A 22,931-nucleotide genomic window follows, 5' to 3' on the forward strand; every position below is an offset into this window, starting at 1 on the left:
AAATCCAGAACTTATTGTCCTTTTATGCGAACAATACACTCATGGAAAAGGCTGAGATCGAAGGGCTGTGGACCCATATCCACTGGCTGTCGGTGCTGGAAGAACAAGGCACCTACACCGCCGCCGCGGCACGGTTGGGGGTGAGCAAATCGGCGGTCAGCCAACGCATCTCCGATCTGGAGAAAGCCACCGGTACGCGCCTGGTGACCCGCACCACCCGCAGCGTGCGATTGACCGAAGCCGGGCTGTCTTTGACCCGCGAAGTGCGCAGCGCCTATGCGCAGATTGCCCGCAGCTTCTCGTCGGTGCGCGACTCCGTCGGCGAAATTCGCGGCCTGGTGCGCCTGACCGCCCCCGTGGCGTTTGCCCGGCAACAACTGGTGCCGCACCTTTCCGGCTTTTTGCAGCAGTACCCGCAAGTGCGCATCCAGCTAGACGTGTCCGACGCCTTGAGCTCACTGGCGGCCGAAGGCTACGACCTGGCGGTGCGCCACGGTTTCCAGGTACCGGAGACGCATGTGGCGTGGAAGCTGTGCGATACCACCTCAGTGCTGGTGGCTACCCAGGACTACCTGCAACGCCACGGTGAACCGCGAACCCCGGCAGACCTGGGCGCCCACAACTGCCTTTACTACCCACGGGGCAGCGACCAACCGGCCTGGACCTTCGAGCGCGGCAGCAAAAATATCGAGCGCACCACCGTGCCCATCGCCGGCAGCTTTTCCACCAACAACAGCGAAGCCTTGCGCGACGCGGCGCTCAATCACCTGGGCGTCGCCTTGCTGCCGGACTTCAGCGCCCATGCCGCCCTGGCCAGCGGCAAGCTGGTGCAGGTGTTGAAGGGCTGGACGCTCAAGGGCGCGTTTGCCGATGAAATTTATCTGATTCGGCCCTACTCGCCCCATGTGCCCAGGTCCGTGGCGATGCTGGTGGGGTATTTGAAGGAAAAACTGTCAGGCGGGTTTCAATTCACTGGCAGCTGATGAAGGCTCGCTCCTACAGAGGACAGTGACCCAATCCTGTTGAATTCTTGCCTGATCCTCTGAACTTGAAGTCGATTGCATAGATAGCTGTTGCGCGGTGGTCTAGAGTTCGACGATGGGCGACGTACAGTCGCACCGTTCCTATAAGAATTTTGCAGCACCAACCGATGATCAGCAGGTGAGCCAGCCATGGAATTACGTATTAACCAAAAGGCCTATCAAGTCGAGGCCGAGGCAGACACGCCGTTGTTGTGGGTGATCCGCGACAACCTGGGCCTGACCGGCACCAAGTACGGCTGCGGCCTGGCCCAGTGCGGCGCCTGTTCGGTGCTGGTGGACGGCAATGTGGTGCGCTCGTGCGTGACGCCGGTAGCCGGGGTGGTCGGTCGCGAGATCACCACCATCGAAGCCATCGAGGCCGACGAGGTGGGCAAACGCGTGGTCTCTGCCTGGGTCGAGCACCAGGTGGCGCAGTGCGGCTACTGCCAGTCCGGGCAAGTGATGGCGGCCACCGCGCTGCTCAAGCACACCCCCGCTCCGTCGAAAGCGCAGATCGATGCGGCAATGGTCAACCTGTGCCGCTGCGGCACTTACAACGCCATCCATGCCGCCATGGATGGCTTGGCCGCCGGGAAGGAGACCGCCTGATGAATATGTCCGAGATCCTGCCCGGCGTTAAATTGGACGAGCCGATCAACCTGTCGCGTCGGCGCTTTCTCGCCAGTACCGCCGTAGGTGCGCTGGTCATCGGCTTTGGCTTGCCCCTGGGCTCGTCGCGGGTGCAGGCCGCCACCGGCGCTGCCGAACGCGGCACCCAAGTGCCGGCGTTCCTGGAAATTCGCCCGGACGGTAGCGTGCGCCTGCTCAGCCCCTTCATGGAAGGCGGCCAGGGCACCCACACCGCCATGGCACAGATCATCGGCGAAGAGTTGGATGCCGACCCCGCCACTTTTATCGTCGAAGCGGCCCCGCCGGGTGAAGCCTACGTGGTAATGGAAAACGGCCTGCGCATCACCGGCGGCAGCATGTCGGTGCGCATGAGCTACCCGACCATGCGCCGCCTCGGCGCCCTCGCCCGCGCCATGCTGATGCAGGCCGGCGCCGAGCAACTGCGCGTGCCGCTCAGCGAGCTGACCACCCAGCCTGGCCGCGTGGTACACGCCGCTTCCGGCCGCTCCGTGGGCTACGGTGAACTGGCCGGTCGTGCCCTCGATATGCCGGTGCCCGACCCCGCTACCATCACCCTGCGCGACCCTAGCCAGTTCCGTTGGATCGGCAAGCCGGTCAAACGCCTGGATGCCTATGACAAATCCACCGGCAAGGCGCTTTACACCATCGACCTTAAACTCGACAACATGCTCCACGCCGCCGTCCAGCACGCGCCGCGCCTGGGCATGAGCGTGGGCAGCCTGCGCAACCAGGCCCAGGTCGAGGCCATGCCGGGGGTGCATTCGGTTCATACCTTGCCAGGCGCCGTGGCGGTGGTGGCCGAACGCTGGTGGCACGCCAAGCGTGCGGTGGAGGCCATCCAGGTTGAATGGCAGGAAGCCTCTGCCGACTCGACCGTACGGGCGATGCCGGCGGATTTTTCCAGCGACAAATACCTCGACTTCCTCGCCGCCCAGCAGGGCCCGGCCCGCGATGACGAAAACCAGGGCGATGTCGCCGGCGCCCTGGCTGGCGCCAAGACTCGGGTCGAAGCCACCTACCATAACCAATACCTCAACCATGCCCAGCTGGAGCCGCCTTCAGCCTTGGCGCGCTTCAACCCCGACGGCACGCTTGAGGTGTGGCTGCCCAACCAGGCGCCGGATATGTTCCGCGCCGACATTGCCAAACGCACCGGCCTCGCCACCGAGCAAATCACCCTGCACTCCCCGCTGCTGGGGGGCTTTTTTGGTCGGCATTTCCTGTATGACTCGGCTAATCCGTACCCGCAGGCTATCGCGCTGGCCAAGGCGGTCGGCCGCCCGATCAAGCTGATCTGGAGCCGTGAAGAAGAGTTCCTGCGCGATGTGTTGCGCCCGCTCGCCGTGGTGAAGTTTCGTGCCGCCCTGGACGACAAGGGCCTGCCGATAGCCATCGAAGCGGTGAGTGCCACCGAAGGCCCTACCGAAGCCCTCAGTGGCAAACAGGGCGAGCAGATCGACCCCACCGCCCTGGAAGGCCTGTCGGGCAAGAGTTATGCGATCCCCAACAAGCGCATCGCACAGATCTACGTCAAGGGCGCGCCCATGCTCGGCTACTGGCGTTCAGTGGGTAATTCCCTTAACGATTTTTTCTACGAATCATTCCTGGATGAGCTGGCGGACAAGGGCGGTCACGACCCTTATGAGTTGCGCCTGCACCTGCTGCGCGACAACCCACGGCTGACCACCTTGCTGCAAGCGGTGGGCGAGCTGTCCGGTGGCTGGAAGCGTGGCCCCTACACCGCCGAAGACGGCACGCGCCGTGCACGCGGGGTGGCCATGGCTTCGCCCTTTGGCTCTCACGCGGCGGTAGTCGCCGAAGTGTCGATCGAGAACGGCCAGGTCAAGGTTCACCATATCTGGGAGGCCATCGACCCGGGCAGCATCGTCAACCCGGCGATCATTCAAGCCCAGGTCAGCGGCGCGGTAGCCCTGGGGCTCTCGCAAACGTTGCTGGAGGAAGCGGTGTACGTGGACGGTATGCCACGGGCGCGTAACTACGACCTGTATCCGATCCTGCCGCCCTCGCGTATGGCGCAGGTCCACGTGAAGATCGTCGAGAGCGGCGAAAAGATGGGAGGCATCGGTGAACCGCCATTGCCCGCCGTGGCACCGGCGGTGATCAATGCGGTGGCACAGTTGACCGGCCAGCGCATCCGCAGCTTGCCGTTGAGCCGCCACACCTTCAGTTAACCCACAGGGAACGCCCATGAACAACCGCCGATTCGCAAGAACCGCAGGCTGGCTGGCGCTGCCCTGCCTGGTCGCCGCAGGCCTGCTGGCCTGGTACGTCACCCGCGAGCCCGCCTCGCCGTTTGAACAGCAACAGGCCACCAGTTTCGACCCTGCATTGGTCAGTCGCGGCGAATACGTCGCGCGGGTGAGTGACTGTGTGGCTTGTCACAGCCTGGCCGGCAAGCAGCCCTTCGCCGGTGGCCTGGAAATGGCCACGCCCCTGGGGGCGATCCACGCCACCAACATCACCCCCGACCGCGAGCATGGCATCGGCACCTACAGCCTGGCCGACTTTGATCGCGCCGTACGCCAGGGTGTTGCACCGGGCGGCCGTCGGCTGTACCCGGCCATGCCCTACCCGTCTTACGTCAAGCTCAGCGACGACGATGTGAAGGCGCTGTATGCGTTTTTCATGAAGGGCGTGCAACCGGCCAACCAGCCGAACATCCCCAGCGATATTCCCTGGCCGCTCAACCTGCGCTGGCCCATCGCCCTGTGGAATGGCGTGTTTGCGCCCACCGCCACTTACGCCGCCAAGCCCGACCAGGACGCGCTATGGAACCGTGGCGCCTACATTGTCCAGGGCCCAGGCCACTGCGGCAGTTGCCACACACCGCGTGGCCTGGCCTTCAACGAGAAAGCCCTGGACGAATCCGGCGCGCCGTTCCTCGCTGGAGCGCTGCTTGACGGCTGGTACGCACCCAGCCTGCGCCAGGACCCCAACACCGGGCTGGGCCGCTGGAGCGAAGCGCAGATCGTGCAGTTCCTCAAGACGGGGCGCAATGCCCATGCCGTGGTCTACGGCTCGATGACCGAAGCCTTCAACAACTCCACGCAGTTCATGCAGGACGAGGACCTGGCCGCTATCGCCCGCTATCTCAAATCACTGCCCGGTGACCCGCAGCGTGATGGCAGCCCCTGGCAGTATCAGGCGGTGACAGCAAACCAGGATGTGCCCGGCGCCCACACTTACGCGACCCGCTGCGCCTCCTGCCACGGCCTCGACGGCAAAGGCCAGCCCGAATGGATGCCGCCCCTGGCCGGCGCCACGTCGGCACTGGCCAAGGAAAGCGCCTCGGCGATCAACATCACCCTCAACGGCTCGCAGCGCGTGGTGGCGGCCGGGATGCCGGACGCCTACCGGATGCCGGCGTTTCGTGAGCAGCTGTCCGATCAGGAAATCGCTGATGTGCTGAGCTACGTGCGCGGAACCTGGGGCAACAACGGTGGCGCGGTCGAGGCGAAGGCGGTGAGCAAGTTGCGCGGGCATACTGACCCTGCGAGCAGCAGCCCGATCATCCTGCATATGCGCTGAGTGATGTATGAACCGTGGGAGGGGGCTTGCTCCCGATTGCGGTGGTTCAGTCACAGTTGCATAGACTGACACACCTATATCGGCAGCAGGCCCCCTCTCACATTTGGCTCGGGGACCTCTATTTGCTTTCGTCCGCCTTGCCTTCCTGCATCTGCACCGAAGACTTGCTGCCGCTGGTGTTGTCTTTGGTGGTGTTATCGGAACTGTCAAAACAACCGTGCAGCATGAACACACTGCACAAGCCCAGGCACATATATAACTTCTTCATGAGATTCCCCTAGCGATGTTTGGGTGATGCATCAGCCTATGCTGTATCAGGCTGGCGCAACCGCCCATATGTTCAACGCGCAGCCTCAGCGACTGACGAGTGGCTTGCCATCAACTCGCTAGCCTTTACGCACGACCAATTTGAGCTACCCTTGATCCGTTAAGGCCTGCTATCCGGTGACCCCATGGACACGTTGACCAAAGCGCAAATCCAGCGCGCGCTTGCGAGGCGGCTGTGCAACTGCCGTGTCTCCTGCACGATCAATCCGGATAACAGCCTGTCGGTGACGGTGCTCGCGCCCGATGCCAACCAGTTCACCATCGCCAACATCAACCGTGCCCAGTATCACGGCGAGCCAGGGATCAATCGGCTCGTTCGGGAAATCCTGGAAGACATGGTAGTTTCGCGACAATCGTCCCGCCTCTCCTCCGTGGAGTAAACGCAAAAATCAACGAGGCTTGCCATGCACGCTGGTGCTGCTACCCCCTTGCAACGCGTCAAAATCGACTACCTTCAAGACACACTGCTCGGCGTGACCCCCCTGTCTTGCGAGTGCATGGCGAAGGTCATGGAAGCGGGTGCGGGCGTGTCGCTGCAAATTCTCTCACCGTGGCCGGAACAACTATTGAAGGCCCATACGGTTCAGATCAAAACCGAAGGCCGCACCTATCACGGCGTTGTCGTTGATGCCGGCAAGAACAACGCCAATGAACTGCTGGTGACCATCAAACTCCAGGGCTAGGGACTCGCTACAGATGGTCCCGGTCGGAATGCCGTCCTTGCCGTCAGGCACCAGTAAACCGGTGTGGCGACTGCCATTTGCGCCGAACTGCACGCTTGTGAAAAAGGACCCGGTACGCTGAACGCTTGTTCCACAAATCGTCGCAAACCATGCGCCCCCCTATCCGGTTGAACACCCTCCTCGGCAGGCTTTCTAGATGTTCTCGACAACTGCCCATGGAGGGAATCCCCGATGAACATTCACCGCCTGCAACCTGCACTGCCATCGCTGTGCCTGGCAATTTGCGTCGCCTCGTTGACAGCGTGCGCGGGCAACGACTCAGCCTCAAACGTGGTGGCGCCGGGTGATGCCAAATCGCCAGGCACGCGAGCACTCGATACCGGTGCCGCCCTGCTGCAGTCACGTCCGCCCATCGACGCGCTCAATGCCTACCTGGACGGCTTTCACTTCTACAACGGCCACCCCGACGTGCAGATGGAAGCGCACCACTACTGCGCCATCCTTAACGAGGAAGTGATCCAGTGCGTGATTTACGACGGCAACCGCAAGGACGCCAAGTTGATGGGCGTGGAGTACATCATCAGCGAGCAGTTGTTCAACAGCCTGCCGGCACCGGAGAAAGCCTTGTGGCACAGCCATGTGCATGAGGTGAAGTCCGGCCAACTGGTCGCGCCCGGCATTCCCGCGGTGGCCGAGCACGCGCTGATGGAAAAACTGGTGCACACCTACGGCAAGACCTGGCACACCTGGCATACCGACCTGCACAAGCGCCTGCCATTGGGTGTGCCTCAACTGATGATGGGGTTTACCGCTGACGGCCAGGCTGATCCAAGGATGGTCGCCGAGCGCGATCAACGCCTGGGTATCGACAGCACCGAGAAGAAGCGCTCTCGCGCCGATATAGCCCCACCGGCCATTGCACCCGGGGCGGATGCCTGGCGCCACGGCACGATCATCCAGATCGACGACCCTACCGCAACGCCCCACCGGCACTGACGGCGCCGCCGGGTCATCTGGATTGAACAATCATTGACCCGCGCTTGCCACACAAGAATACGGCTGCATCCGCCGCCCTTTGCATGAGGTATTGCAACATGTCTTACGATTATCAAGGCTCCGCCAGCATCATCACGGCTTCGCGTCACCTCGGAACCCAAGCAGATGAACGCCTCAACGAACACGTTGACGTAAATCTGACAGGTAGCGGTAAACCTACCCTGATTCGCCTGGTCTTTGACACTCCACTGGAGTGGCCCGGCCATCCCAATTTCGTCATGGTGAACTTGCCAGACGGTACCTCCGTCGGCGGTGTAATCGCCCAGATAGAGCGGCCCGCTGACAAAGCCGGGTGGGTAGAATTTACCGTGGATGACTGACTGCCGCAGCGCTGACAGCCCCCCATCGAATTGCCCGACAAGTTCTTTGAATTTTTTTTGACGTCAATTATCTGTAGTTCATGAGCATAGGGAGGCCTCATGAAAACCAACGAGCTATTTACCATCAAGTATCAACTTCACGGCGAGCCGAGGTCCTTTATCGTGCGTACGGCACGCATGAACAATGCTGAAGCATGGCACTGGGCCAGTTGCGATGCCGGCGTGGCGGTCATCCCCAGGTTCGGTCAAAACAACCTCAAGCGCGTGTCCAAGCCGATGGCGGAAAAATACGGCATTACCGATGTGCGCTGGTGCGGGGCGGAAGAAATTCAGTGGGCGGAGGGTGTCACACAATGAACAGTCAGGTGCTGGATTACACAATCAGTCAAAGGTGGGATGAGGAGATTGCGCAGAACACCCAGATGTTTTTCGAAGCGGATCGACTGGATGCGCAGGCGTATAACATCATCGAACACTACAGCGGCGATGCAACGACCTGGGCGCGCTTCACGGAGGCGAAGAAGCTTGCGGATGCGCAGCGGACTGCGGCTTATCGAGAGTGGATGCGTATACGGCGGGCTATGAGAACGTAGGAGCGAGCTTGCTCGCGAAAAATGTCAACGATAATGCGTAAACCTGAAGGGACGCGGCGCTTGTGAGTCTTTCGCGAGCAAGCTCGATCCTACAAAAAAGACACGCCCCGTCCGGGGCGTGTCAGTCAACAAAGCGTGGACTGGTTTGTCGCTATCGGGGCATGGGTGTCTACACACCTTTGGTGTGACGCCGGACCTGTGGGAGGGGGCTTGCCCCCGATGGCGGCCTAAGAGCCGACCAGGATGCTGGACTTTGACCGAGTACATATCCGTTATTTGAGTCACGGCTGCTATTGGTTCCGCTTTTACAGCGGGTCACTTTCGAAAAGCGCGAAAGTAACCAAAGCGCTCTTGCCCCACCACTCGGCACCTCGCTTAGGCTTGGTGTGCCCGTAATCCGCCATGGATTTGGGGGGCCGCCGCCACGCGCCATCCATGGCGCGGGGCGGCTAAACCGGCATCCCTGCCGGTTTACCCCCCAAATCCCTGTCGAATTCCGGCCAGCGTGGTTTAACGGGGCGCCTAAGATCAAGATCAAATGCAGATCAAGAGCGGCTCGCTTCGCATCGTGGTTACTGGTGGCTGCTACGAAGTTGTGTAGATACCCATGGCTATCGGGGGCAAGCCCCCTCCCACATTTTAGAGCTGCTTGAATCAGGGTTATGTGCCTGTTCAAAGAATCGGCTTGCCCCCCGTCACGCCATAGCGCTCGCCAGAGATGTAACTGCCTTCATCCGACGCCAGCAACACATAGATGGGCGCCACTTCCACCGGCTGGCCTGGGCGGCCCAGTGGCGTGTTGCCACCGAAATGCTTCACCGACTCCTCGGGCATGGTCGACACGATCAACGGCGTCCAGATCGGCCCCGGCGCTACGCTGTTCACCCGAATGCCACGCTCGCCCAGCATCTGCGCCAGGCCGGCGGTGAAGTTGGCAATGGCACCCTTGGTGGCCGCATAGGGCAACAGGGTCGGGTTGGGCATATCGGAATTGACCGACGAGGTGTTGATGATCGAACTGCCTTGGGCCATATGCGGCAACGCTGCCTTGCAGATGCGAAACATCGCCGTGATATTGACGTTGAAGGTTTTCACCCAATCCTCGTCGGGAATGTCCTCCAGAGACTTATAGGTCATCTGGAATGCAGCGTTATTGACCAGCACATCGATACGGCCGAATTTCTCGACGGTGTCATTGACGATCGCCGTGCACTGCGCCGCGTCGCCCAGGTCGCCGGGCAGCAACAGGCACTGGCGCCCTGCCGCTTCGACCCAGCGAGCGGTCTCCTTGGCGTCCTCATGCTCGTCCAGATACGACACCGCGACGTCCGCGCCTTCGCGAGCAAAGGCAATCGCCACCGCACGCCCGATACCGCTGTCGGCGCCGGTGATCAACGCAATCTTGTTGGCCAGGCGCCCCGAGCCTTTGTAGCTTTGCTCACCGCAATCCGGCATCGGGTCCATCTTGCGCTGGTCGCCCGGAACGGGCTGCTGCTGGGGATTGAAGGGTGGTGTTGGGTAGTGGTTCATCGGATTCCCTCCTGTGTATGGATACTGTTGCGAGGGCGTGCCGAGCGCGATAGTTCAGAGCAATTTTTATAAAATCGGATAACCGTTGCCGACAGATTTCCCTTTTGGTTGTAGAAGCGAGCTTGCTCGCGAAAATCGTCAACGCAGACGCGTACTTTCTGAATGAACACGGCGCCTGAGAGTTTTTCCCGAGCAAGCTCGCGCCTACCGTTGCGTAATAAAAATGTGCTATCCCTATGCGCTAGGGACTCATACATGAACGTGAAGCCGGCACTCGCCACGTAGAAGAAAAAACCAGAACGCCCATGACTGAACACCGCTCCCCCACCGCCACAGAGTGGCTGATCCGCCAGGCCCAACCCGACGACGTACACGCCCTGGTTGAACTGGACGCCTACGCGGCTGCCCATGCCCACCGCCGCGTGTTTATCCACGACGCCGTGGTTAACCAGCAATGCCTGGTGGCAGTCAGCGACCACGCGTGCGCCGGGTACCTGGTGCTCACCCACGACTTTTTCGATCACGGCTTTATTGCCCTTGTGGTGGTATCACCGACCTGCCAGCGCCAGGGTGTGGCCCTGCGCCTGCTGGCGGCGGCCGAGGCGGCCTGCAAGACGCCGAAGTTGTTCGCCTCCACCAACGCCTCCAATCGCGCGTCCCAGGCATTGATGACAAAGGCCGGATTCATACCCAGCGGGCAGATCGAGAACCTCGACGAAGACGACCCCGAGTGCGTGTACGTCAAATTCCTGCGCTGATCTGCATCAGGCCCAGGCGATCACCCACGCCGCCAGGTAAAGGCCCACACCAAAAACGCCATGGTTGATCAGGCTGCGCAGTCGGTTCTTGCCTGGCGTCGGCGTCCTGGACGATGCAAACCCGGCCCCCATGGCCGGCTGTATCACAAACAGCGGAACGGCCACTGTCACAACACCCCACGCCAGTGCAGGTACAAAGGTCGGCGCCAGCAACCAGGCATCGCCTTCAATCCACACCAGCACCCACGCGAGCACCACTCCGGTGACGTAATGCGCGATCCAACCCAGGGCTACTTCACCTCGAACGGGAAGCGCTTGCCCAATGCTTGAATGCGCAAATCGCCCCCGGCACGCATGGCCGACCCAACGGCCTACGAACGCAAAATTCAGGGTCGGAACGCCAAGCACCTTCATCAGCAGCATCCACATATCCATCACCACGGTAGCCCCTGCCCCCAACAACACAACCTGCGCAACCCCTTCCAACGCTGTCATACCTACCTCTTAGTCATGGACCCATTCGACCTGCGCAGGCATCATAGAAGTTGAAGTCAACTTCAAGTCAATGGTCTGCCAATGGATATCACCGAGGTCGTCAAACGCACGGGCATTCCTGCCCATACGCTGCGTTTTTATGAAAAGAAGGGGTTGATTACATCGACCAGCCCGCCCGGTGCTCGCCGTCATTTCGCAGCAGCGGTCGTTGAGCAGTTGGCGGTCATCGCCCTCGGGCAGGCGGGTGGCCTGTCGCTGGACGAGATACACGCCATGCTGTCACCCAATGGCCAGGCCAATGTGGATAGAGCGGTACTGCTGGCCAAGGCCGACGAGATTGATGCCACGGTCAAACACCTGCAGGCGATGAGCCGGGGCTTGCGCCATGCGGCCGCCTGCCCTGCCCCCAACCACGCACAATGCCCGACTTTTCGCCGCCTACTCACCATCGCAGCAGCAGGAACCTTCAAGCGCGGCAGCGCCGGTCTCGCCAGGGTTCGGCCTGCTCACTCAAACACTGAGGCACTGTGATTCGCCACTTTCAACCTGCCGACCTGGAACCCGTCCTGGATATTTGGCTGCACGCGTCCATCCTGGCCCACCACTTTATCGACCCCGCCTTCTGGCATGACCAACTGGGCGCCATGCGCGAGGTCTACCTGCCCAGCGCCGTGACCCGTGTGTTTGAAGCCGACGGGAAAGTGCTGGGCTTCAGTTGCGTATATGAAGACACCCTGGCGGCGCTGTTTGTCGCGCCTGAGCATCAGGGCAGTGGTATCGGTACACAATTGCTCAAGGACGCGCAGGCAGCCAGAACCTCACTTCAACTGAGCGTGTATTCGCAGAATGTTCCCAGCCTTCACTTCTACAAGAAGCACGGTTTTACCGTATTCAGAGAGCAACGGGACGAACACACAGGTCACCTTGAAACAGTGATGGGCTGGGCGCCTGATGGATTATTTGACCCACTGCCCTGATGACTCCAACCCGGCGCATCGGCGAGGAGTTGAAATGCCCTTGCGGCGGCCACCGGCATGCGTGTTCGGCGCTTGCCTATTGGCGATCAGCTAACGGTGTGACGCCTTGTTCAGGAACCTTTTCTTGAATACACAATCTGTGCATCTCCCTTGCGACCTAATTTGAGAACTACGCGCATGATTCTGAGAAAAGCCTGCCTGTGCCTTTTACTGCTAAGCGCCGGCTTCATTGCTGGCTATGCGGCCAAGCCCACTGCGCAGTTGGAAGTGACGGCAGGCCAACTCATGGAGTGTGGTGAAGTGATGATTCCGACGCTGGGTATGTGAGGTTAGAGCAGACAATCAAGGCCCCGTGGCTTGCAGGGAAAATCCATTGCGTCCCGCAGCCTTCGCCGAGTAAAGCGCCTGATCAGCCGCCTCGATCAATCCGAGCGCCGGCTCCAGGCGCGAACCAGTGCCCGTCGCAATACCGATACTCACACTGACGTAACCGAACGGGCTGCCTGGGTGCGTGATGTTTTCGTGCTGCAGCGACTCAAGGATCCGTTGCGCGACCACCGCCGCGCCTTGGCTGTCGGTGCCGGGCATGATGATCGCCATTTCCTCACCGCCATACCGCGCCACCAGGTCTGACGGTCGTCGCGCGCATCGTTCCAATAGCCTGCTGACCCTCTGCAAGCACGTGTCGCCGACCACGTGACCGAAGGCATCGTTGTAGCGTTTGAAATGGTCGATATCAATCATCAGCAACGCCAGCGACGTACCTTCACGCTGCGCCCGGCGTGCTTCCAGGGCCAGTGTTTCATCGAAACAACGGCGGTTCGCCAAACCGGTCAACGCGTCCTTCATCGCCAGGAACGCCAATTGACGATTGGAATCGAGCAACTGTTGCTGGGCGACGCGCAGCGCCTCTTCCGCCGCGGTTCGCCGGCGAATATCCAGGATCAGGAACCAGCCGATCAGCCCGGTCAGCCCCAACAAGCCCGCCACCACGACTGCCGACAGTGCCGCCTCGATGCGCCACGCCGCGAGGGCTTCATGCTTGCCCAGCGCGACGGTGGTAATCAGCGGCAGCGTTTCGCTTTTGCGAAAGGCATACAACCGCTCCACACCATCCAGGCTGGAGGTATGCGCGGTGGTGCCAAAAGGCTGATCGAAATACTTGGCATAGATAGGCGACTTGGAAAAATTGCGCCCCATGTCCTGTTCACGGAAGGGATAGCGCACCAGCAACGTGCCGTCGGTGTAGGACAAGCCGATGGCACCCTCCTGGCCAACGTCAAGCTTGCCGAACACGCGCAGAAAGTTTTCCACCCCCAGCGTCACCGCGACCACCCCGGCAAAATTGCCCGACGCATCATTGAAACGACGGCTGACGGTAACCACCCATTCCTGATTGGCACGGCTCTGAATCGGTGGGCCAATGAACGGCTCGGGGCTCGGATCGTCACGATGATGAATGAAATAGGCGCGATCGCTGCTATTGGCCCCCTCTGGAATCCGCCGGTTGGAGGACATCAACCAGCCGCCCTGACGGTCATACACCGTGATGCCACTGAGCTGCGGCATCAGCGGCTGCTGGCGGTTGATCAGCGCATGGATACGCTCGATTTGCACCGGGCCACTGCCTTCGGTTTCGAGGCGCTCGACCAGGCCCAGCAACAACAGCGCGCTTTGCCGGACGATACCTTCGGTATAGGTATTGAGTGCCTGGGTCAGGTTCAAACCGTGCACATCCACTTCCGCCAGCGCGCGCTCACGCGAAGACTGGACTTTCCAGATCGTCAACGAGGTCAGGGAGCAACCAATCACCAACAGCAAAAGCATCACAAGGCGGGTATCGCGCTTCACGTCAGCACCTTAAGGAAGTCCGGTTTCCAGTCCAGCCATCATTCGAACGTCGGCACTTACAGAGGCCACCGGTTTCTGGGCGCAAGCATACAAGCACTCTGCTTGCACTGCAGCAATAGCGCCCACAGAAATTTCCTACACCAACTGCCTCGCCTCAAGTGAAACAACCGAGGCTTCAGGGCCAGTGCAAGCAACCTCCAGGGCCCGGCACCGTGCTACCAGTGCTCACCTTTAACCACACGGGCATCGGGCCGATGGCGTTAACCGCGAAGATGCGCTGCATGCGCTCCAGGCTCAGGTCCTCCAGACGCGACTGGGTCGCCAGCACGCCGGCATTATTTACCAGTACGTCGAGGCGCCCGAACCTGCGGTCGATGGCCGGGCGGTCGCGGCACCCACTCCGCGACTGCCACCGGTGATCAGGATCAGCGGTGCCTGCGAGACGTCAACCATTGAAAATACCTCCTTGGATGATGGCTGTATCAGCCGATGATGAGGGTGCCGCCGGCGATCACCACGCACGCCAGGACCCTGCGCGCGGTAAGGGTTTCGCCAAGAAAAAAGTAGCCAATCAACATCGCGAACAACACGCTGGTTTCGCGCAATGCCGATACCGCGCCCAACGGCGCTTCGTTCATCGCGTAGATCACGATTGCATAGGCCAGCAAAGACACCAGCCCGCCGACCACCGCGGCCAAGGTACCGGGGCGCAGGCTTAATAAACTGCGGGCATCGCGCAGGCCGATGTACACCGCTGGCATCATCACGCCCCACAACGCGCACATCCATACGGTATAGGCCAGCGGCGCGCCGGAGAGCCTGGCGCCGATACCGTCGACAACGCTGTAGGCCGCGATGAAACAGCCCGTTCCCAGCGCATAAGGCAGGCTGGGAACCGACAACCGACGCCCGCTGAAAGCCAGGGAAATAATCGCCCCTGACACCAGTGCAATCCCCAGCAACTCGACGGGCGCAATGCGTTCCCCGGCAAATACCGCAGCCCCCAGGGTGATCAGCGCCGGCGACGAGCCCCGGGAAATCGGATAGATCTGCCCCAGGTCGCCCACCCGGTAGCTGCGCACCAGGAACAGGTTGTAACCAACATGCAGCAACGCCGAAAGCACCCCATAGCCCCAGCTCTCAATCGCCGGCGTCACCATGAACGTAGCGGCGATGAGACTGGTGAAGGCAATGGCCATGCACATGACAGTCATTGACCACAGCCGGTCGGCACCACCACGCAATAGCGCGTTCCAGCTGGCATGAAGCAGGGCGGCGAACAGCACCAGGAAGATGATATGAGTAGGCATGCGCCATCTTAGGCAAGCCAAGGCCCCGGCTTACAGCGAAGTCTGCTCATCACAGCATGAACAGATACTCATACCTCATTGATCCGCCCGTTGTACTTTCAGCGCCTCGCTCATCAGCCATTGACGAAAGCTGAAGATATGCGGCTGGGTTTCGATGCCCTTGGGGCACACAAAATAGTAGGCAAGCGGTGACGGGAACGGCACATCGAACAGGCGCACCAGGCGACCGTCACTTATTTCCTGCTCCACATGCCCGCTGCGCACCAACGCGATGCCATGGCCGAGCAGGGCCGCCTCGACGGTCATGTTGGTATCGCCAAACCTGACGCTTTCCCTGAGCGGCGTAAAAGCCAGCCCCACCGCTTGAAACCAGACCTCCCATTTCGGTGCCAGCTCGGCGCCATCGCGGGCCAGCAGCGGGAAGTCCAATAAATGGGCGGGGCTGCCCGGGGTGCCAAGGCGCCGCAACAGTTCGGGGCTGGCCACGGGAAACACCTGCTCGCCGAACAAAAACTCCGAATACAGGCCCGGGTAATTCCCCTTGCCCAGCCGGACCGCGACATCCGCTTGGGCGTCGGAAAAGTGGATGACGTCGTCCGTGGTGTCCAGCGCAACCAGCAGCTCGGGGTGCTGGCGAGCGAGGTTCGGCAAGCGTGGCAGCAGCCATTTCAAGGCAAAGGAATAAGTGGTGCTGACCTTGAGCCGTACCCTGCCCTTTTGCTCGCGCAGGTCGGCCAGGGTCGCCTCCAGGCTCATGAAGAATTCGCGCACGATGGGCGCCAGGGTAGCCCCCGCCGGGGTCAGGCGTAACGACTGGCCACGCTCGAACAACGCCAGGCCCCAAAGCGCTTCCAGGTGTTTGAGCTGGTGGCTGACCGCGCTCTGAGTAACATGCAACTCCTGCGCGGCCGCGGTAAAGGTCGGGTGGCGAGTGGCGGCTTCGAAGGCGCGCAAGGTCGCGGTGGGCGGCAGATCTCTCATAGATAGGGTGTCCGGCGAGTTAGCAGTAAGCGCTGAGCATGAGCATTGACTCATGTTAGCCCTAAAGCACCAGGTTCGCGTATTGCTCCAGCAGCCGCGCCAAGTGCTGATATCCGCTCGCCAGATGAGGCGCACCAAGCCTGCTCAACGACCGGGATGTGCGCCGCGCCTGTGCGGCGCCGATCGCGGGATGATGGGCATATCGTGCAACCCGCCGCGCACCGCTTTGCACGCATCGGGCCACGGGAGATGCCGGATCAACACCGCTGGCTTTGCGCTGTAGCCGATTCAATTGCTTGCTCAGTTGCAGCGACAAGTAGCCCGCCGGGTCAGCGTGCGGGTGATCAGCGCCAAGCAAACTCTTCAACGTAACTAACCGGTGTTGTTGCTCCGCTTGCCATTGAGCATGATCGATTGTATTTGCCTGGCGTAGCAGCAGGCGTGTGTGCCGGTGCAGCGCACGTGTCAATGCGCGTACCTGCCTGGCTGGATCTTTGGGCAGGATCTGAAACGCCAGGAGGCACACAATCATCGCCACGATCCAGGCCAGCGCCTGGTTGGCGAAACCGACGAAATCGTAGGTGGCGGTCATACCGGTGCTCACCAGGGTGTTGAAGCCGATCAGGTAGGCAACCCCTTGCAGGGCATGGCGCGGCTGGCTCGTGGCATGGATGCCGAATGACCAGAAGCCCGCCATGACCAGCAACAACAGAGGGAAGCCGTTGATCTGTGGCATCAACAGGAATTTGCACAGCGCCGCCGCCACAATCGCGTAGAGCGTGCCGCGGATAAAACCGTTGATACCTTGGGCTGGCGCGGCAGCCGTCGCCACCAGGGTGCAGTACGGCCCCAGCACCGCCAGTAATGTGGGCCCTTGATCCCAGCCGCTGAAATACCAGATCGCACCCGCACTCAGTATGGCGAGCAGTGCCCGGATGCCGTTTCGCGCCGCATCCGCGTAATGGCGGTGATACCCCACGGCGCGTACTGGCGCGCGGCGAGCCTGGTCGAGGCTGGCGAAGTTCAACAGGGCCTCGCCCAAGTCCGCCAATTGGTCGTCCAAGCGTTCGCTGCGCAACCGCAGGTGTGGGCTTGAGTGGGCGCAATCATCCACCCAGCGACGCAGTTGCTCCAGTGTCGCGGCCGCGGCGCGAAAGTCGCAGCGAGCCTGCGCCAGGCATTCACTCAGTTGCTGCAAGCCTGTGCTTATGCGGGCGCGCAACGCGGGGTCGATTGCGGGGTCGGGGTCGTCCGGGTGCACGTCGAGCACAGCCGACTGCAGATGCGCCAGGCCGGCCTGAATCGCCAGCTGCCGCGAGCGGATCAGCGACGATTCGCCACGGCCGAGCCCAAGCTGGTCGTCCACCTTGCTGATATCGATCGCGAGCTGGTGCCGTTGCGTCGCCAGCTGCGCAGGCTCTTCACCCACAAGGCTTGCCGCGAGCAGCCGGGCGCTGCGCGCACAGGCGTCGATCAGCGAGCTTCGAACTTTATGCGCCATGGTCTTGGCGCTGAACAGCGTCGCTACCAGGCTCAAGCTGAGCACGCCGAGCGCTACCGCCGTGCCACGAGTGATGATGTGGTCGAAGCCCTGTTCCGGGGCGACGATGGCAGGGCCCAGCGCCAAACACACCGTATAGCCCGCCACCACTGCCGCGGTGGCCTGGTAATGACGCAAAACCGTCATTGCACCGACGCACAGGCCCAGCCATATACCGACGCCCAGTATGAACAACAGCATCTGTTGCGCGAACAACCCCATCAGCACAAAGGCTGCGACCATGCCGACCAGGGTGCCCAGCATCCGGTACACACCCTTGCCTCGCACTGCCCCTTGGATGGGCTGCACCAGCAACAACACCGTGGACGCACCCGAGAATGGCGAATCCAGATGCAGTTGGAAACCAAGCCAGAGTGCCAGGCTTGCCGCCAGGATACTGCGCAGCACGTAGGCAAGCGTGGCGGACGTCCAGGGCCGAGGGATCGCCGCGAAAAAGCGTGTCGCCAGGCCAGTCATCACATGAACGCCTGCAGCCATTGGGTGAGTCGCCAGCGCGCTGCGGCGCCCGGCTGCGTCACTTCGACACTGGCGGTCATGCCCGCCGCCAACTCCACCCCATCCGGCACCTTGTCCAACTCGATGCGCACGGGCACTCGCTGGGCCAGACGAATCCAACTGAAGGTCGGGCTCACCTGGGGCAAGCCGCTGTCGTTGCGCAACTCATTGGTGTCGGCAATGCCTCTGCCCAGGCTTGCCACGTGGCCTTCCAGCAGCGGGTCAAAGCCCATCAGCTTGATCGACACCGGTGCGCCGATGAGTACACCCGGCAGCTTGGTCTCTTCAAAATAGCCCGTGATCCAGAAACTATGAGCGTCGACCACGAACAGGTTGGTAGCACCCGCCTGCGCATAGTCACCGGGCTGCAACCGCAGTTGCGTGACGTAGCCGTCCACTGGCGAACGCACAGTCGTGCGGTCAAGGTCGAGCTGGGCCTGGGCCAACTGGCTGCGTGCCGCGTCCAAACGTGCTTGGGCCACGGCCAAGTCACGCGCCGCGTTGTCGATCTCTTCCCGGGCGATGGCGCCGCCCAGTTGCGCGCGCCGCTTGAACTGCGCACTGCGCTGCTCGAACACACTCCGCGCTTCTGCGAATTGCGCTGCGCGCTGCTGCTGGGTCAATCGATAAGCACGCGTATCAATCCGATAGAGCAAAGCACCCTTTGCCACCCATTGGTTGTCACTGACCCATAACTGATCGATTTGGCCGGACACCTCGGGCGCAATGCGGATCACCTGTGCACTCACCCGCCCATCCCGCGTCCAGGGCGCCAGCACGTATGCCCGCCAGAGTTGCAGGCAAAACACCAGGGCCAGCACGCCAAGCCCCACGGTGGCGGCAGTTTTAAGCAGTTTGACGATAGACATGCGCGGCCTCGCTCAGCAATGGACGACCATCGTCGACACGACGATGAGCGAGACAAAAAAACGCGCCAGCGCCGGGTGCCACGCTCGGTCCAGCCAGCGACCGGCCAGACGTTCGATCAGCCGGTAGGCCAGGAGGGACGCACCGAGGTAGATCAACAAGGGCGGAAAGTAGAGGTTGGCAATCGAGATTTCGCTAAGCATGGCAAGCACCGGGATTCGGAAGGTTCTAGCAGTCGCCCGCCCAAGGAAGGCAGGCTTGTAGGTGATGCTAGGGAATTACTGCCACTGCCGATATTGAGTACACTGCCAAAATATAATCAAATCCGGACAACCCTGGATGAGCTTGCATGGCACAGATCCAAGTCGATCAGTTTGAGTACGACACCCTTTCCCAGCCCGCCGTAGCGCTGATGCTGGAACCCCAGCGCAACGACAGCGAGTCTGCCGTACACAAGCACCGCAAGGGGCAACTGGTGGTGGCGTGTTGCGGTGGCATTGTGTGTACGGTGGAAGATGGCGTGTGGATGGTGCCGTCAGGGTTCGGCGTGTGGATCCCGGGGGGCGTCGCTCATAGCAACCGCGTGACAGCCAACGGGCAGGTGTGTTTTCTGTTCGTGGAGCCCGGCGCTGCATCGCTGCCGGATCGCTGCTGTACCTTGGCGCTGTCGCCATTGATCCTTGAGCTGATCCTGCACCTGAGCGGCCAGGCTCAGGATTACCCGGCCGATTCACGCACTGCTCGATTGGCCCACGTACTGCTCGAAGCGCTTGAACTGGCCCCCACCGAACAACTCTACCTGCCTCTACCCGCCTCAAACCCGCTGCGCACCATCGCCCGGGCCCTGGCGCAAGATCCCGCCAACCGCGCCACCATGGCGAACTGGGCACGCCACGTGGCCATGAGCGAACGCTCGCTGGCCCGCCTGGTAAAAGCCGAAACCGGCCTGACCTTCGGACAATGGCGCAAGCAATGGCAGATCATCGTCGCCCTGCAAAGCCTGGCCGAAGGGCAATCAGTGCAGAGAACCGCTGAAGCGCTCGGCTATGAGTCAGTCAGCTCGTTCATCACGATGTTTCGTAAAACCCTGGGCACCTCACCGGCCCGTTACCTGCGCAACACCGTGGGTCTTACCTAAGACTCCAGCGTCAGCGCAATTTTCAACCGCAGATCCTTTTCCGCAAATGGCTTATGCAAGACCGGACAGCCCCTGAACTCTTCCGGCAGGCCACTGCCGCCGTAGCCCGTACTGAACAAAAACGGAATGTGGCGTGCGCGCAGAATCCGCGCCACTGGGAAGACGTATTCTCCAGCCAGGTTCACGTCGAGGATCGCCAAGTTGACATCCACCACCCCTGCCACGTGTATCGCCTTGGCGAGTTGGGCCACGGAGGCGACTACGGTGCACTCCAGCTCTTCGAGCATTTCCTCGATCAACATGGCGATGGTGCCCTCGTCTTCAACCAGGAGCACTCTGGTGCCTGGGAACGTGGTCATGTCTGGTTCTCAGCGAGCATAAACGAGAAGCGGCAGTGAACGCCCTCACGGGCGAAGTCGAGTTCGAACGAACCGCCTAGATCACGCTCGATACAGCGCTTCATCAACCGCGAACCCAAGCCTTCGCGCTCCGGCGTGGATACCGAAGGCCCGCCTTGTTCGCGCCAGTCCACGGTGAGCAGCGCGCCGCTGGGCTGGGGTCGCACGCTCCAGCTCACCGAGAGTGTCCCGGTGTCGGTGGACATCGCTCCGTATTTGAGGGCGTTGATCGCCAGTTCGTTAAGTGTCATGGTCAGGTTCAGGGCGACGCGGGTGTCGACCTCGATGGCATCACCGGCAATCACCACGCGACCGGAATCATGGCCAAACACCGGCACCAACACTTCCTGGGCCAGCACTCCCAGCGGCGTAAGGCCCCAATGCCGCTTCGTCAGCAGGTCATGGGCACGCGACAAGGCGAGCAATCGGGCTTCGAACCGGGTGTAGCCGTCCCTGGCATCCTGCGCGTTACGCGCGGTCTGGGACGCCAGGGACTGGACCGTGGCCAGGGTGTTCTTGACCCGATGATTGAGTTCATCGATCAAGTTCTTTTGTCGGTCTTCGGCCTGCTTTCGCTCGGTGATATCCACAAGCATGTTGATCGCGCCGATCAGATTGCCATCGGCATCGTGCAGCGGGGTCGGATACGGCGTGAAAGACACGCGGGTGCCATCCGGACGCTCGGCGACGGCCTCGACGCCGCGTATGGCGCGGTTTTCCTTGAGTGCCACGGCCATCGGGCATTGGTCGTGAGGCAGAAAAGAGCCGTCGGTGTTAAACAGTTTCCAGGTGACACACCACAGGTCGCCCAGTTGCGGCGTGCGCCCCGACAACTCGACGGCCGCACGATTATAAAAGGTGATACGCCCTTCGGCGTCGGTGGTGTAGACCGCTGCCGGCAGCGCCTCGAGCAGATCGCGCATGTGCCGCTCGCTTTCACGCACCCGGTTTTCCATTTTTCGGGCCAGCGTGACGTCCTGAATGACCCGCACACCATAGCGGAACCGGCCATCCGGCGCCCTGACCGACGAGCTATGAACATCCAGATAAAGCGCCTGGCCATCGAGCTTGAACGCGCGTTTGCGCAACACGTAGTTGTCCAGTTCACCCGCCACCTGCCGTGCGTATAACGCCGCGTCCTGCTCGACACTGTCTGGGTGGGTGTAGTCCAGGAAGGTCATCGCCAGCAATTGCTCACGAGGGCGCCCGAGCATGGTGCACAGGGCATCGTTGACCCGCAGCAGGCGACCATCCTCGCCAGCCTCGGCAATGCCGATGGTCGCCGCCTCGTAGGTCGCCGCCAGCCGGTCATCGCTCTCCTGGCGCCCGGTTTCGGCGTCATGCACGCGGGTCACGTCAATCGTGAAGCAACGTGTGTTGAAGAACTTGCCGTCTTCGAATCGCCCATTCGAGGTAATCGCCACGTGCCTGATGCTGCCGTCCTTGGCCCGCAGGCGCGCCGGGTAGCTGTTCAGGCAATCGCCGCTGCCGAGTTTATGGAGGATGTCGCCGATGACCGGTTCATCCACATGAAATTCAGTGATATGACGGCCGATGTATTCCTCGGCGCAATAGCCCAGCAGCGATAACTCGGCTTTATTGGCGCGCAGGATAATGCCTTCGCCGCTGACAATATGCAGGCCCACGGCGCTGTTTTCGAAAAAGTCTTCGAGGTCGGAACTTTTGCGTCGCAGCTCCTCGGCTATTGCGTGGTGCGCCGAGACGTCCTGAAAGCAATTGATCGCGCCCTGGATTCGTCCATGGCGATCGCTAAGCGTGCGGACATTCATGAGCGCTACGAAGCGAGATCCGTCAGGGCGCTCGATCAAGACTTCCTGGTTACGCGCACACAGGCCAGCGTTGAGCGTCGACGCCATCGGACATTCGTCGACCGCCAATGGCGCGCCGTCCGTCGTATAAAGTCGATATGAGCCGCAATAGCGGTCGCCATGCTTACCGAGGGCTGGTGTTCGTCCCCACAAACTAACCGCTTCGCTGTTGAACCTGACGAGCCACCCGTCGCGGTCACAGAGGTAAATTGCCCCCGGAATCACATCGAGCAAATGAGTCCCCATCGCGACCAGGCTTTCGTATTCACTGGGTTCGCGTGTGGTTGTGGGGGGCTGGTCAACATTCAACATACTTGATCCTCAATGCAACCTGTGTTGAAAAACGCGACTGCTATTGCCGCCTTTCGCTCTTCCCTGAGTGTATGTACCGAGAAAGCATTCCACCTTGGATAAATTTCATTCACACGCAAGACTTTGCCTCGGACGCTGGAAGCGCCGAATGGGAACGAAACATGAAGCCTACCGCTCAGTATAGTGTTGCCGCTTCGAGTTTATCAGCCGACGTAGCATGAGGAGAGA

At 61.2% G+C, this 22,931-nt stretch carries 26 protein-coding genes and 1 pseudogene; 15 read left to right on the plus strand and 12 right to left on the minus strand.

The window, feature by feature from the left end:
- Window positions 1–41: 41 nt before the first annotated feature.
- The 4 genes from J1G33_RS22465 to J1G33_RS22480 all read left to right on the plus strand — a co-directional run bounded on the left by J1G33_RS22465 (window position 42) and on the right by J1G33_RS22480 (window position 5,222).
- Window positions 42–983 carry a LysR family transcriptional regulator gene (locus J1G33_RS22465; RefSeq protein WP_223018783.1) on the plus strand — a complete coding sequence of 314 codons (942 nt, stop codon included), beginning with the start codon at window positions 42–44 and terminating at the stop codon, window positions 981–983.
- Between the two features lie 189 nt (window positions 984–1,172).
- A complete protein-coding gene (locus tag J1G33_RS22470) occupies window positions 1,173–1,631 on the plus strand; it encodes a (2Fe-2S)-binding protein (RefSeq protein WP_032876571.1) in 459 nt (152 codons plus the stop codon).
- On the plus strand, window positions 1,631–3,865 hold the full coding sequence (locus J1G33_RS22475; protein WP_223018784.1) for a xanthine dehydrogenase family protein molybdopterin-binding subunit: 2,235 nt from the start codon (window positions 1,631–1,633) through the stop codon (window positions 3,863–3,865). The genes J1G33_RS22470 and J1G33_RS22475 overlap by 1 nt, the downstream gene beginning before the upstream one ends.
- 16 nt (window positions 3,866–3,881) lie before the next feature.
- Window positions 3,882–5,222 carry a cytochrome c gene (locus J1G33_RS22480; RefSeq protein ID WP_223018785.1) on the plus strand — a complete coding sequence of 447 codons (1,341 nt, stop codon included), beginning with the start codon at window positions 3,882–3,884 and terminating at the stop codon, window positions 5,220–5,222.
- A gap of 118 nt (window positions 5,223–5,340) precedes the next feature.
- On the opposite strand, the gene J1G33_RS22485 is transcribed toward J1G33_RS22480, so the two are convergent.
- Window positions 5,341–5,490, minus strand: coding sequence for a hypothetical protein (locus J1G33_RS22485; RefSeq protein WP_005787387.1), 150 nt, complete (start codon window positions 5,488–5,490; stop codon window positions 5,341–5,343).
- Between the two features lie 184 nt (window positions 5,491–5,674).
- On the opposite strand from J1G33_RS22485, the gene J1G33_RS22490 reads away from it, so the two are divergent.
- From J1G33_RS22490 to J1G33_RS22515, 6 genes are all read left to right on the plus strand, one after another.
- A complete protein-coding gene (locus J1G33_RS22490; protein ID WP_005787385.1) occupies window positions 5,675–5,929 on the plus strand; it encodes a hypothetical protein in 255 nt (84 codons plus the stop codon).
- A gap of 24 nt (window positions 5,930–5,953) precedes the next feature.
- Window positions 5,954–6,232 carry a hypothetical protein gene (locus J1G33_RS22495; protein ID WP_223018786.1) on the plus strand — a complete coding sequence of 93 codons (279 nt, stop codon included), beginning with the start codon at window positions 5,954–5,956 and terminating at the stop codon, window positions 6,230–6,232.
- A 231-nt stretch (window positions 6,233–6,463) separates the two neighbouring features.
- Window positions 6,464–7,228: an OBAP family protein gene (locus tag J1G33_RS22500; protein ID WP_032876582.1), complete on the plus strand. Its 765-nt coding sequence runs from the start codon at window positions 6,464–6,466 to the stop codon at window positions 7,226–7,228.
- A gap of 98 nt (window positions 7,229–7,326) precedes the next feature.
- Window positions 7,327–7,608 (plus strand): hypothetical protein, encoded by a 282-nt coding sequence (locus J1G33_RS22505; RefSeq protein WP_032876585.1) that lies wholly within the window; start codon window positions 7,327–7,329, stop codon window positions 7,606–7,608.
- A gap of 99 nt (window positions 7,609–7,707) precedes the next feature.
- A complete protein-coding gene (locus J1G33_RS22510) occupies window positions 7,708–7,965 on the plus strand; it encodes a DUF6555 family protein (RefSeq protein ID WP_005787382.1) in 258 nt (85 codons plus the stop codon).
- Window positions 7,962–8,201, plus strand: coding sequence for a hypothetical protein (locus tag J1G33_RS22515; RefSeq protein ID WP_005787380.1), 240 nt, complete (start codon window positions 7,962–7,964; stop codon window positions 8,199–8,201). The genes J1G33_RS22510 and J1G33_RS22515 overlap by 4 nt, the downstream gene beginning before the upstream one ends.
- Before the next feature lie 672 nt (window positions 8,202–8,873).
- Here the strand turns inward: J1G33_RS22515 and J1G33_RS22520 are convergent.
- Window positions 8,874–9,731, minus strand: a complete 858-nt coding sequence (locus J1G33_RS22520; RefSeq protein ID WP_103735319.1) for an SDR family oxidoreductase — start codon at window positions 9,729–9,731, stop codon at window positions 8,874–8,876.
- A 305-nt stretch (window positions 9,732–10,036) separates the two neighbouring features.
- Here J1G33_RS22520 and J1G33_RS22525 point away from each other — a divergent pair, with 305 nt between their 5' ends.
- Window positions 10,037–10,489 (plus strand): GNAT family N-acetyltransferase, encoded by a 453-nt coding sequence (locus tag J1G33_RS22525; RefSeq protein WP_122735666.1) that lies wholly within the window; start codon window positions 10,037–10,039, stop codon window positions 10,487–10,489.
- 6 nt (window positions 10,490–10,495) lie between these two features.
- Here the strand turns inward: J1G33_RS22525 and J1G33_RS22530 are convergent, their stop codons facing one another.
- On the minus strand, window positions 10,496–10,984 hold the full coding sequence (locus J1G33_RS22530) for a DUF2938 domain-containing protein (RefSeq protein ID WP_223018787.1): 489 nt from the start codon (window positions 10,982–10,984) through the stop codon (window positions 10,496–10,498).
- A gap of 81 nt (window positions 10,985–11,065) precedes the next feature.
- Between J1G33_RS22530 and J1G33_RS22535 the strand changes: the two genes are divergently transcribed.
- From J1G33_RS22535 to J1G33_RS22545, 3 genes are all read left to right on the plus strand, one after another.
- Window positions 11,066–11,515, plus strand: coding sequence for a helix-turn-helix domain-containing protein (locus tag J1G33_RS22535; protein ID WP_034119103.1), 450 nt, complete (start codon window positions 11,066–11,068; stop codon window positions 11,513–11,515).
- Entirely contained in the window at window positions 11,512–11,961 is a 450-nt protein-coding gene (locus tag J1G33_RS22540) for an N-acetyltransferase (RefSeq protein WP_103735320.1), read from the plus strand. The genes J1G33_RS22535 and J1G33_RS22540 overlap by 4 nt, the downstream gene beginning before the upstream one ends.
- Before the next feature lie 177 nt (window positions 11,962–12,138).
- On the plus strand, window positions 12,139–12,288 hold the full coding sequence (locus tag J1G33_RS22545; protein ID WP_177464527.1) for a hypothetical protein: 150 nt from the start codon (window positions 12,139–12,141) through the stop codon (window positions 12,286–12,288).
- A 15-nt stretch (window positions 12,289–12,303) separates the two neighbouring features.
- Here J1G33_RS22545 and J1G33_RS22550 read toward each other — a convergent pair whose 3' ends face one another.
- The 7 genes and pseudogenes from J1G33_RS22550 to J1G33_RS22580 all read right to left on the minus strand — a co-directional run bounded on the left by J1G33_RS22550 (window position 12,304) and on the right by J1G33_RS22580 (window position 19,229).
- Complete coding sequence (locus tag J1G33_RS22550; protein WP_223018788.1) at window positions 12,304–13,812, minus strand: sensor domain-containing diguanylate cyclase; 1,509 nt, start codon at window positions 13,810–13,812, stop codon at window positions 12,304–12,306.
- Between the two features lie 244 nt (window positions 13,813–14,056).
- A pseudogene (locus J1G33_RS22555) lies at window positions 14,057–14,265 on the minus strand (SDR family NAD(P)-dependent oxidoreductase); the annotation flags it as partial.
- A 29-nt stretch (window positions 14,266–14,294) separates the two neighbouring features.
- On the minus strand, window positions 14,295–15,122 hold the full coding sequence (locus J1G33_RS22560; RefSeq protein WP_032876610.1) for a DMT family transporter: 828 nt from the start codon (window positions 15,120–15,122) through the stop codon (window positions 14,295–14,297).
- A 75-nt stretch (window positions 15,123–15,197) separates the two neighbouring features.
- Entirely contained in the window at window positions 15,198–16,103 is a 906-nt protein-coding gene (gcvA, locus tag J1G33_RS22565) for a transcriptional regulator GcvA (RefSeq protein WP_032876613.1), read from the minus strand.
- Window positions 16,104–16,164: 61 nt separating this feature from the next.
- A complete protein-coding gene (locus J1G33_RS22570; RefSeq protein ID WP_223018822.1) occupies window positions 16,165–18,120 on the minus strand; it encodes an FUSC family protein in 1,956 nt (651 codons plus the stop codon).
- Entirely contained in the window at window positions 18,120–19,028 is a 909-nt protein-coding gene (locus J1G33_RS22575) for an HlyD family secretion protein (protein WP_032876619.1), read from the minus strand. Before J1G33_RS22575 ends, J1G33_RS22570 begins: the two co-directional genes overlap by 1 nt.
- A gap of 12 nt (window positions 19,029–19,040) precedes the next feature.
- Window positions 19,041–19,229, minus strand: a complete 189-nt coding sequence (locus J1G33_RS22580) for a DUF1656 domain-containing protein (protein WP_032876622.1) — start codon at window positions 19,227–19,229, stop codon at window positions 19,041–19,043.
- 146 nt (window positions 19,230–19,375) lie between these two features.
- Here J1G33_RS22580 and J1G33_RS22585 point away from each other — a divergent pair, with 146 nt between their 5' ends.
- On the plus strand, window positions 19,376–20,164 hold the full coding sequence (locus tag J1G33_RS22585) for a helix-turn-helix transcriptional regulator (protein WP_078820987.1): 789 nt from the start codon (window positions 19,376–19,378) through the stop codon (window positions 20,162–20,164).
- Here the strand turns inward: J1G33_RS22585 and J1G33_RS22590 are convergent.
- Together J1G33_RS22590 and J1G33_RS22595 are read right to left on the minus strand one after the other, a co-directional pair.
- On the minus strand, window positions 20,161–20,523 hold the full coding sequence (locus J1G33_RS22590; RefSeq protein ID WP_032876627.1) for a response regulator: 363 nt from the start codon (window positions 20,521–20,523) through the stop codon (window positions 20,161–20,163). The genes J1G33_RS22585 and J1G33_RS22590 overlap by 4 nt on opposite strands.
- Window positions 20,520–22,703, minus strand: a complete 2,184-nt coding sequence (locus J1G33_RS22595) for a PAS domain S-box protein (protein WP_223018789.1) — start codon at window positions 22,701–22,703, stop codon at window positions 20,520–20,522. The genes J1G33_RS22590 and J1G33_RS22595 overlap by 4 nt, the downstream gene beginning before the upstream one ends.
- Between the last annotated feature and the right edge of the window lie 228 nt (window positions 22,704–22,931).

Origin of the sequence: Pseudomonas sp. P867 (genome assembly GCF_019891455.1) — a bacterium.
GTDB classification, from domain to species: Bacteria; Pseudomonadota; Gammaproteobacteria; order Pseudomonadales; family Pseudomonadaceae; genus Aquipseudomonas; species Aquipseudomonas synxantha_A.

Bases quoted from the DNA above. Each gene is read 5' to 3' on its own strand.
- J1G33_RS22465 (WP_223018783.1), top strand. From the start codon at position 42: ATGGAAAAGGCTGAGATCGAAGGGCTGTGGACCCATATCCACTGGCTG.
- J1G33_RS22470 (WP_032876571.1), top strand. From the start codon at position 1,173: ATGGAATTACGTATTAACCAAAAGGCCTATCAAGTCGAGGCCGAGGCA.
- J1G33_RS22475 (WP_223018784.1), top strand. From the start codon at position 1,631: ATGAATATGTCCGAGATCCTGCCCGGCGTTAAATTGGACGAGCCGATC.
- J1G33_RS22480 (WP_223018785.1), top strand. From the start codon at position 3,882: ATGAACAACCGCCGATTCGCAAGAACCGCAGGCTGGCTGGCGCTGCCC.
- J1G33_RS22485 (WP_005787387.1), bottom strand. From the start codon at position 5,490: ATGAAGAAGTTATATATGTGCCTGGGCTTGTGCAGTGTGTTCATGCTG.
- J1G33_RS22490 (WP_005787385.1), top strand. From the start codon at position 5,675: ATGGACACGTTGACCAAAGCGCAAATCCAGCGCGCGCTTGCGAGGCGG.
- J1G33_RS22495 (WP_223018786.1), top strand. From the start codon at position 5,954: ATGCACGCTGGTGCTGCTACCCCCTTGCAACGCGTCAAAATCGACTAC.
- J1G33_RS22500 (WP_032876582.1), top strand. From the start codon at position 6,464: ATGAACATTCACCGCCTGCAACCTGCACTGCCATCGCTGTGCCTGGCA.
- J1G33_RS22505 (WP_032876585.1), top strand. From the start codon at position 7,327: ATGTCTTACGATTATCAAGGCTCCGCCAGCATCATCACGGCTTCGCGT.
- J1G33_RS22510 (WP_005787382.1), top strand. From the start codon at position 7,708: ATGAAAACCAACGAGCTATTTACCATCAAGTATCAACTTCACGGCGAG.
- J1G33_RS22515 (WP_005787380.1), top strand. From the start codon at position 7,962: ATGAACAGTCAGGTGCTGGATTACACAATCAGTCAAAGGTGGGATGAG.
- J1G33_RS22520 (WP_103735319.1), bottom strand. From the start codon at position 9,731: ATGAACCACTACCCAACACCACCCTTCAATCCCCAGCAGCAGCCCGTT.
- J1G33_RS22525 (WP_122735666.1), top strand. From the start codon at position 10,037: ATGACTGAACACCGCTCCCCCACCGCCACAGAGTGGCTGATCCGCCAG.
- J1G33_RS22530 (WP_223018787.1), bottom strand. From the start codon at position 10,984: ATGACAGCGTTGGAAGGGGTTGCGCAGGTTGTGTTGTTGGGGGCAGGG.
- J1G33_RS22535 (WP_034119103.1), top strand. From the start codon at position 11,066: ATGGATATCACCGAGGTCGTCAAACGCACGGGCATTCCTGCCCATACG.
- J1G33_RS22545 (WP_177464527.1), top strand. From the start codon at position 12,139: ATGATTCTGAGAAAAGCCTGCCTGTGCCTTTTACTGCTAAGCGCCGGC.
- J1G33_RS22560 (WP_032876610.1), bottom strand. From the start codon at position 15,122: ATGCCTACTCATATCATCTTCCTGGTGCTGTTCGCCGCCCTGCTTCAT.
- gcvA (WP_032876613.1), bottom strand. From the start codon at position 16,103: ATGAGAGATCTGCCGCCCACCGCGACCTTGCGCGCCTTCGAAGCCGCC.
- J1G33_RS22570 (WP_223018822.1), bottom strand. From the start codon at position 18,120: ATGACTGGCCTGGCGACACGCTTTTTCGCGGCGATCCCTCGGCCCTGG.
- J1G33_RS22575 (WP_032876619.1), bottom strand. From the start codon at position 19,028: ATGTCTATCGTCAAACTGCTTAAAACTGCCGCCACCGTGGGGCTTGGC.
- J1G33_RS22580 (WP_032876622.1), bottom strand. From the start codon at position 19,229: ATGCTTAGCGAAATCTCGATTGCCAACCTCTACTTTCCGCCCTTGTTG.
- J1G33_RS22585 (WP_078820987.1), top strand. From the start codon at position 19,376: ATGGCACAGATCCAAGTCGATCAGTTTGAGTACGACACCCTTTCCCAG.
- J1G33_RS22590 (WP_032876627.1), bottom strand. From the start codon at position 20,523: ATGACCACGTTCCCAGGCACCAGAGTGCTCCTGGTTGAAGACGAGGGC.
- J1G33_RS22595 (WP_223018789.1), bottom strand. From the start codon at position 22,703: ATGTTGAATGTTGACCAGCCCCCCACAACCACACGCGAACCCAGTGAA.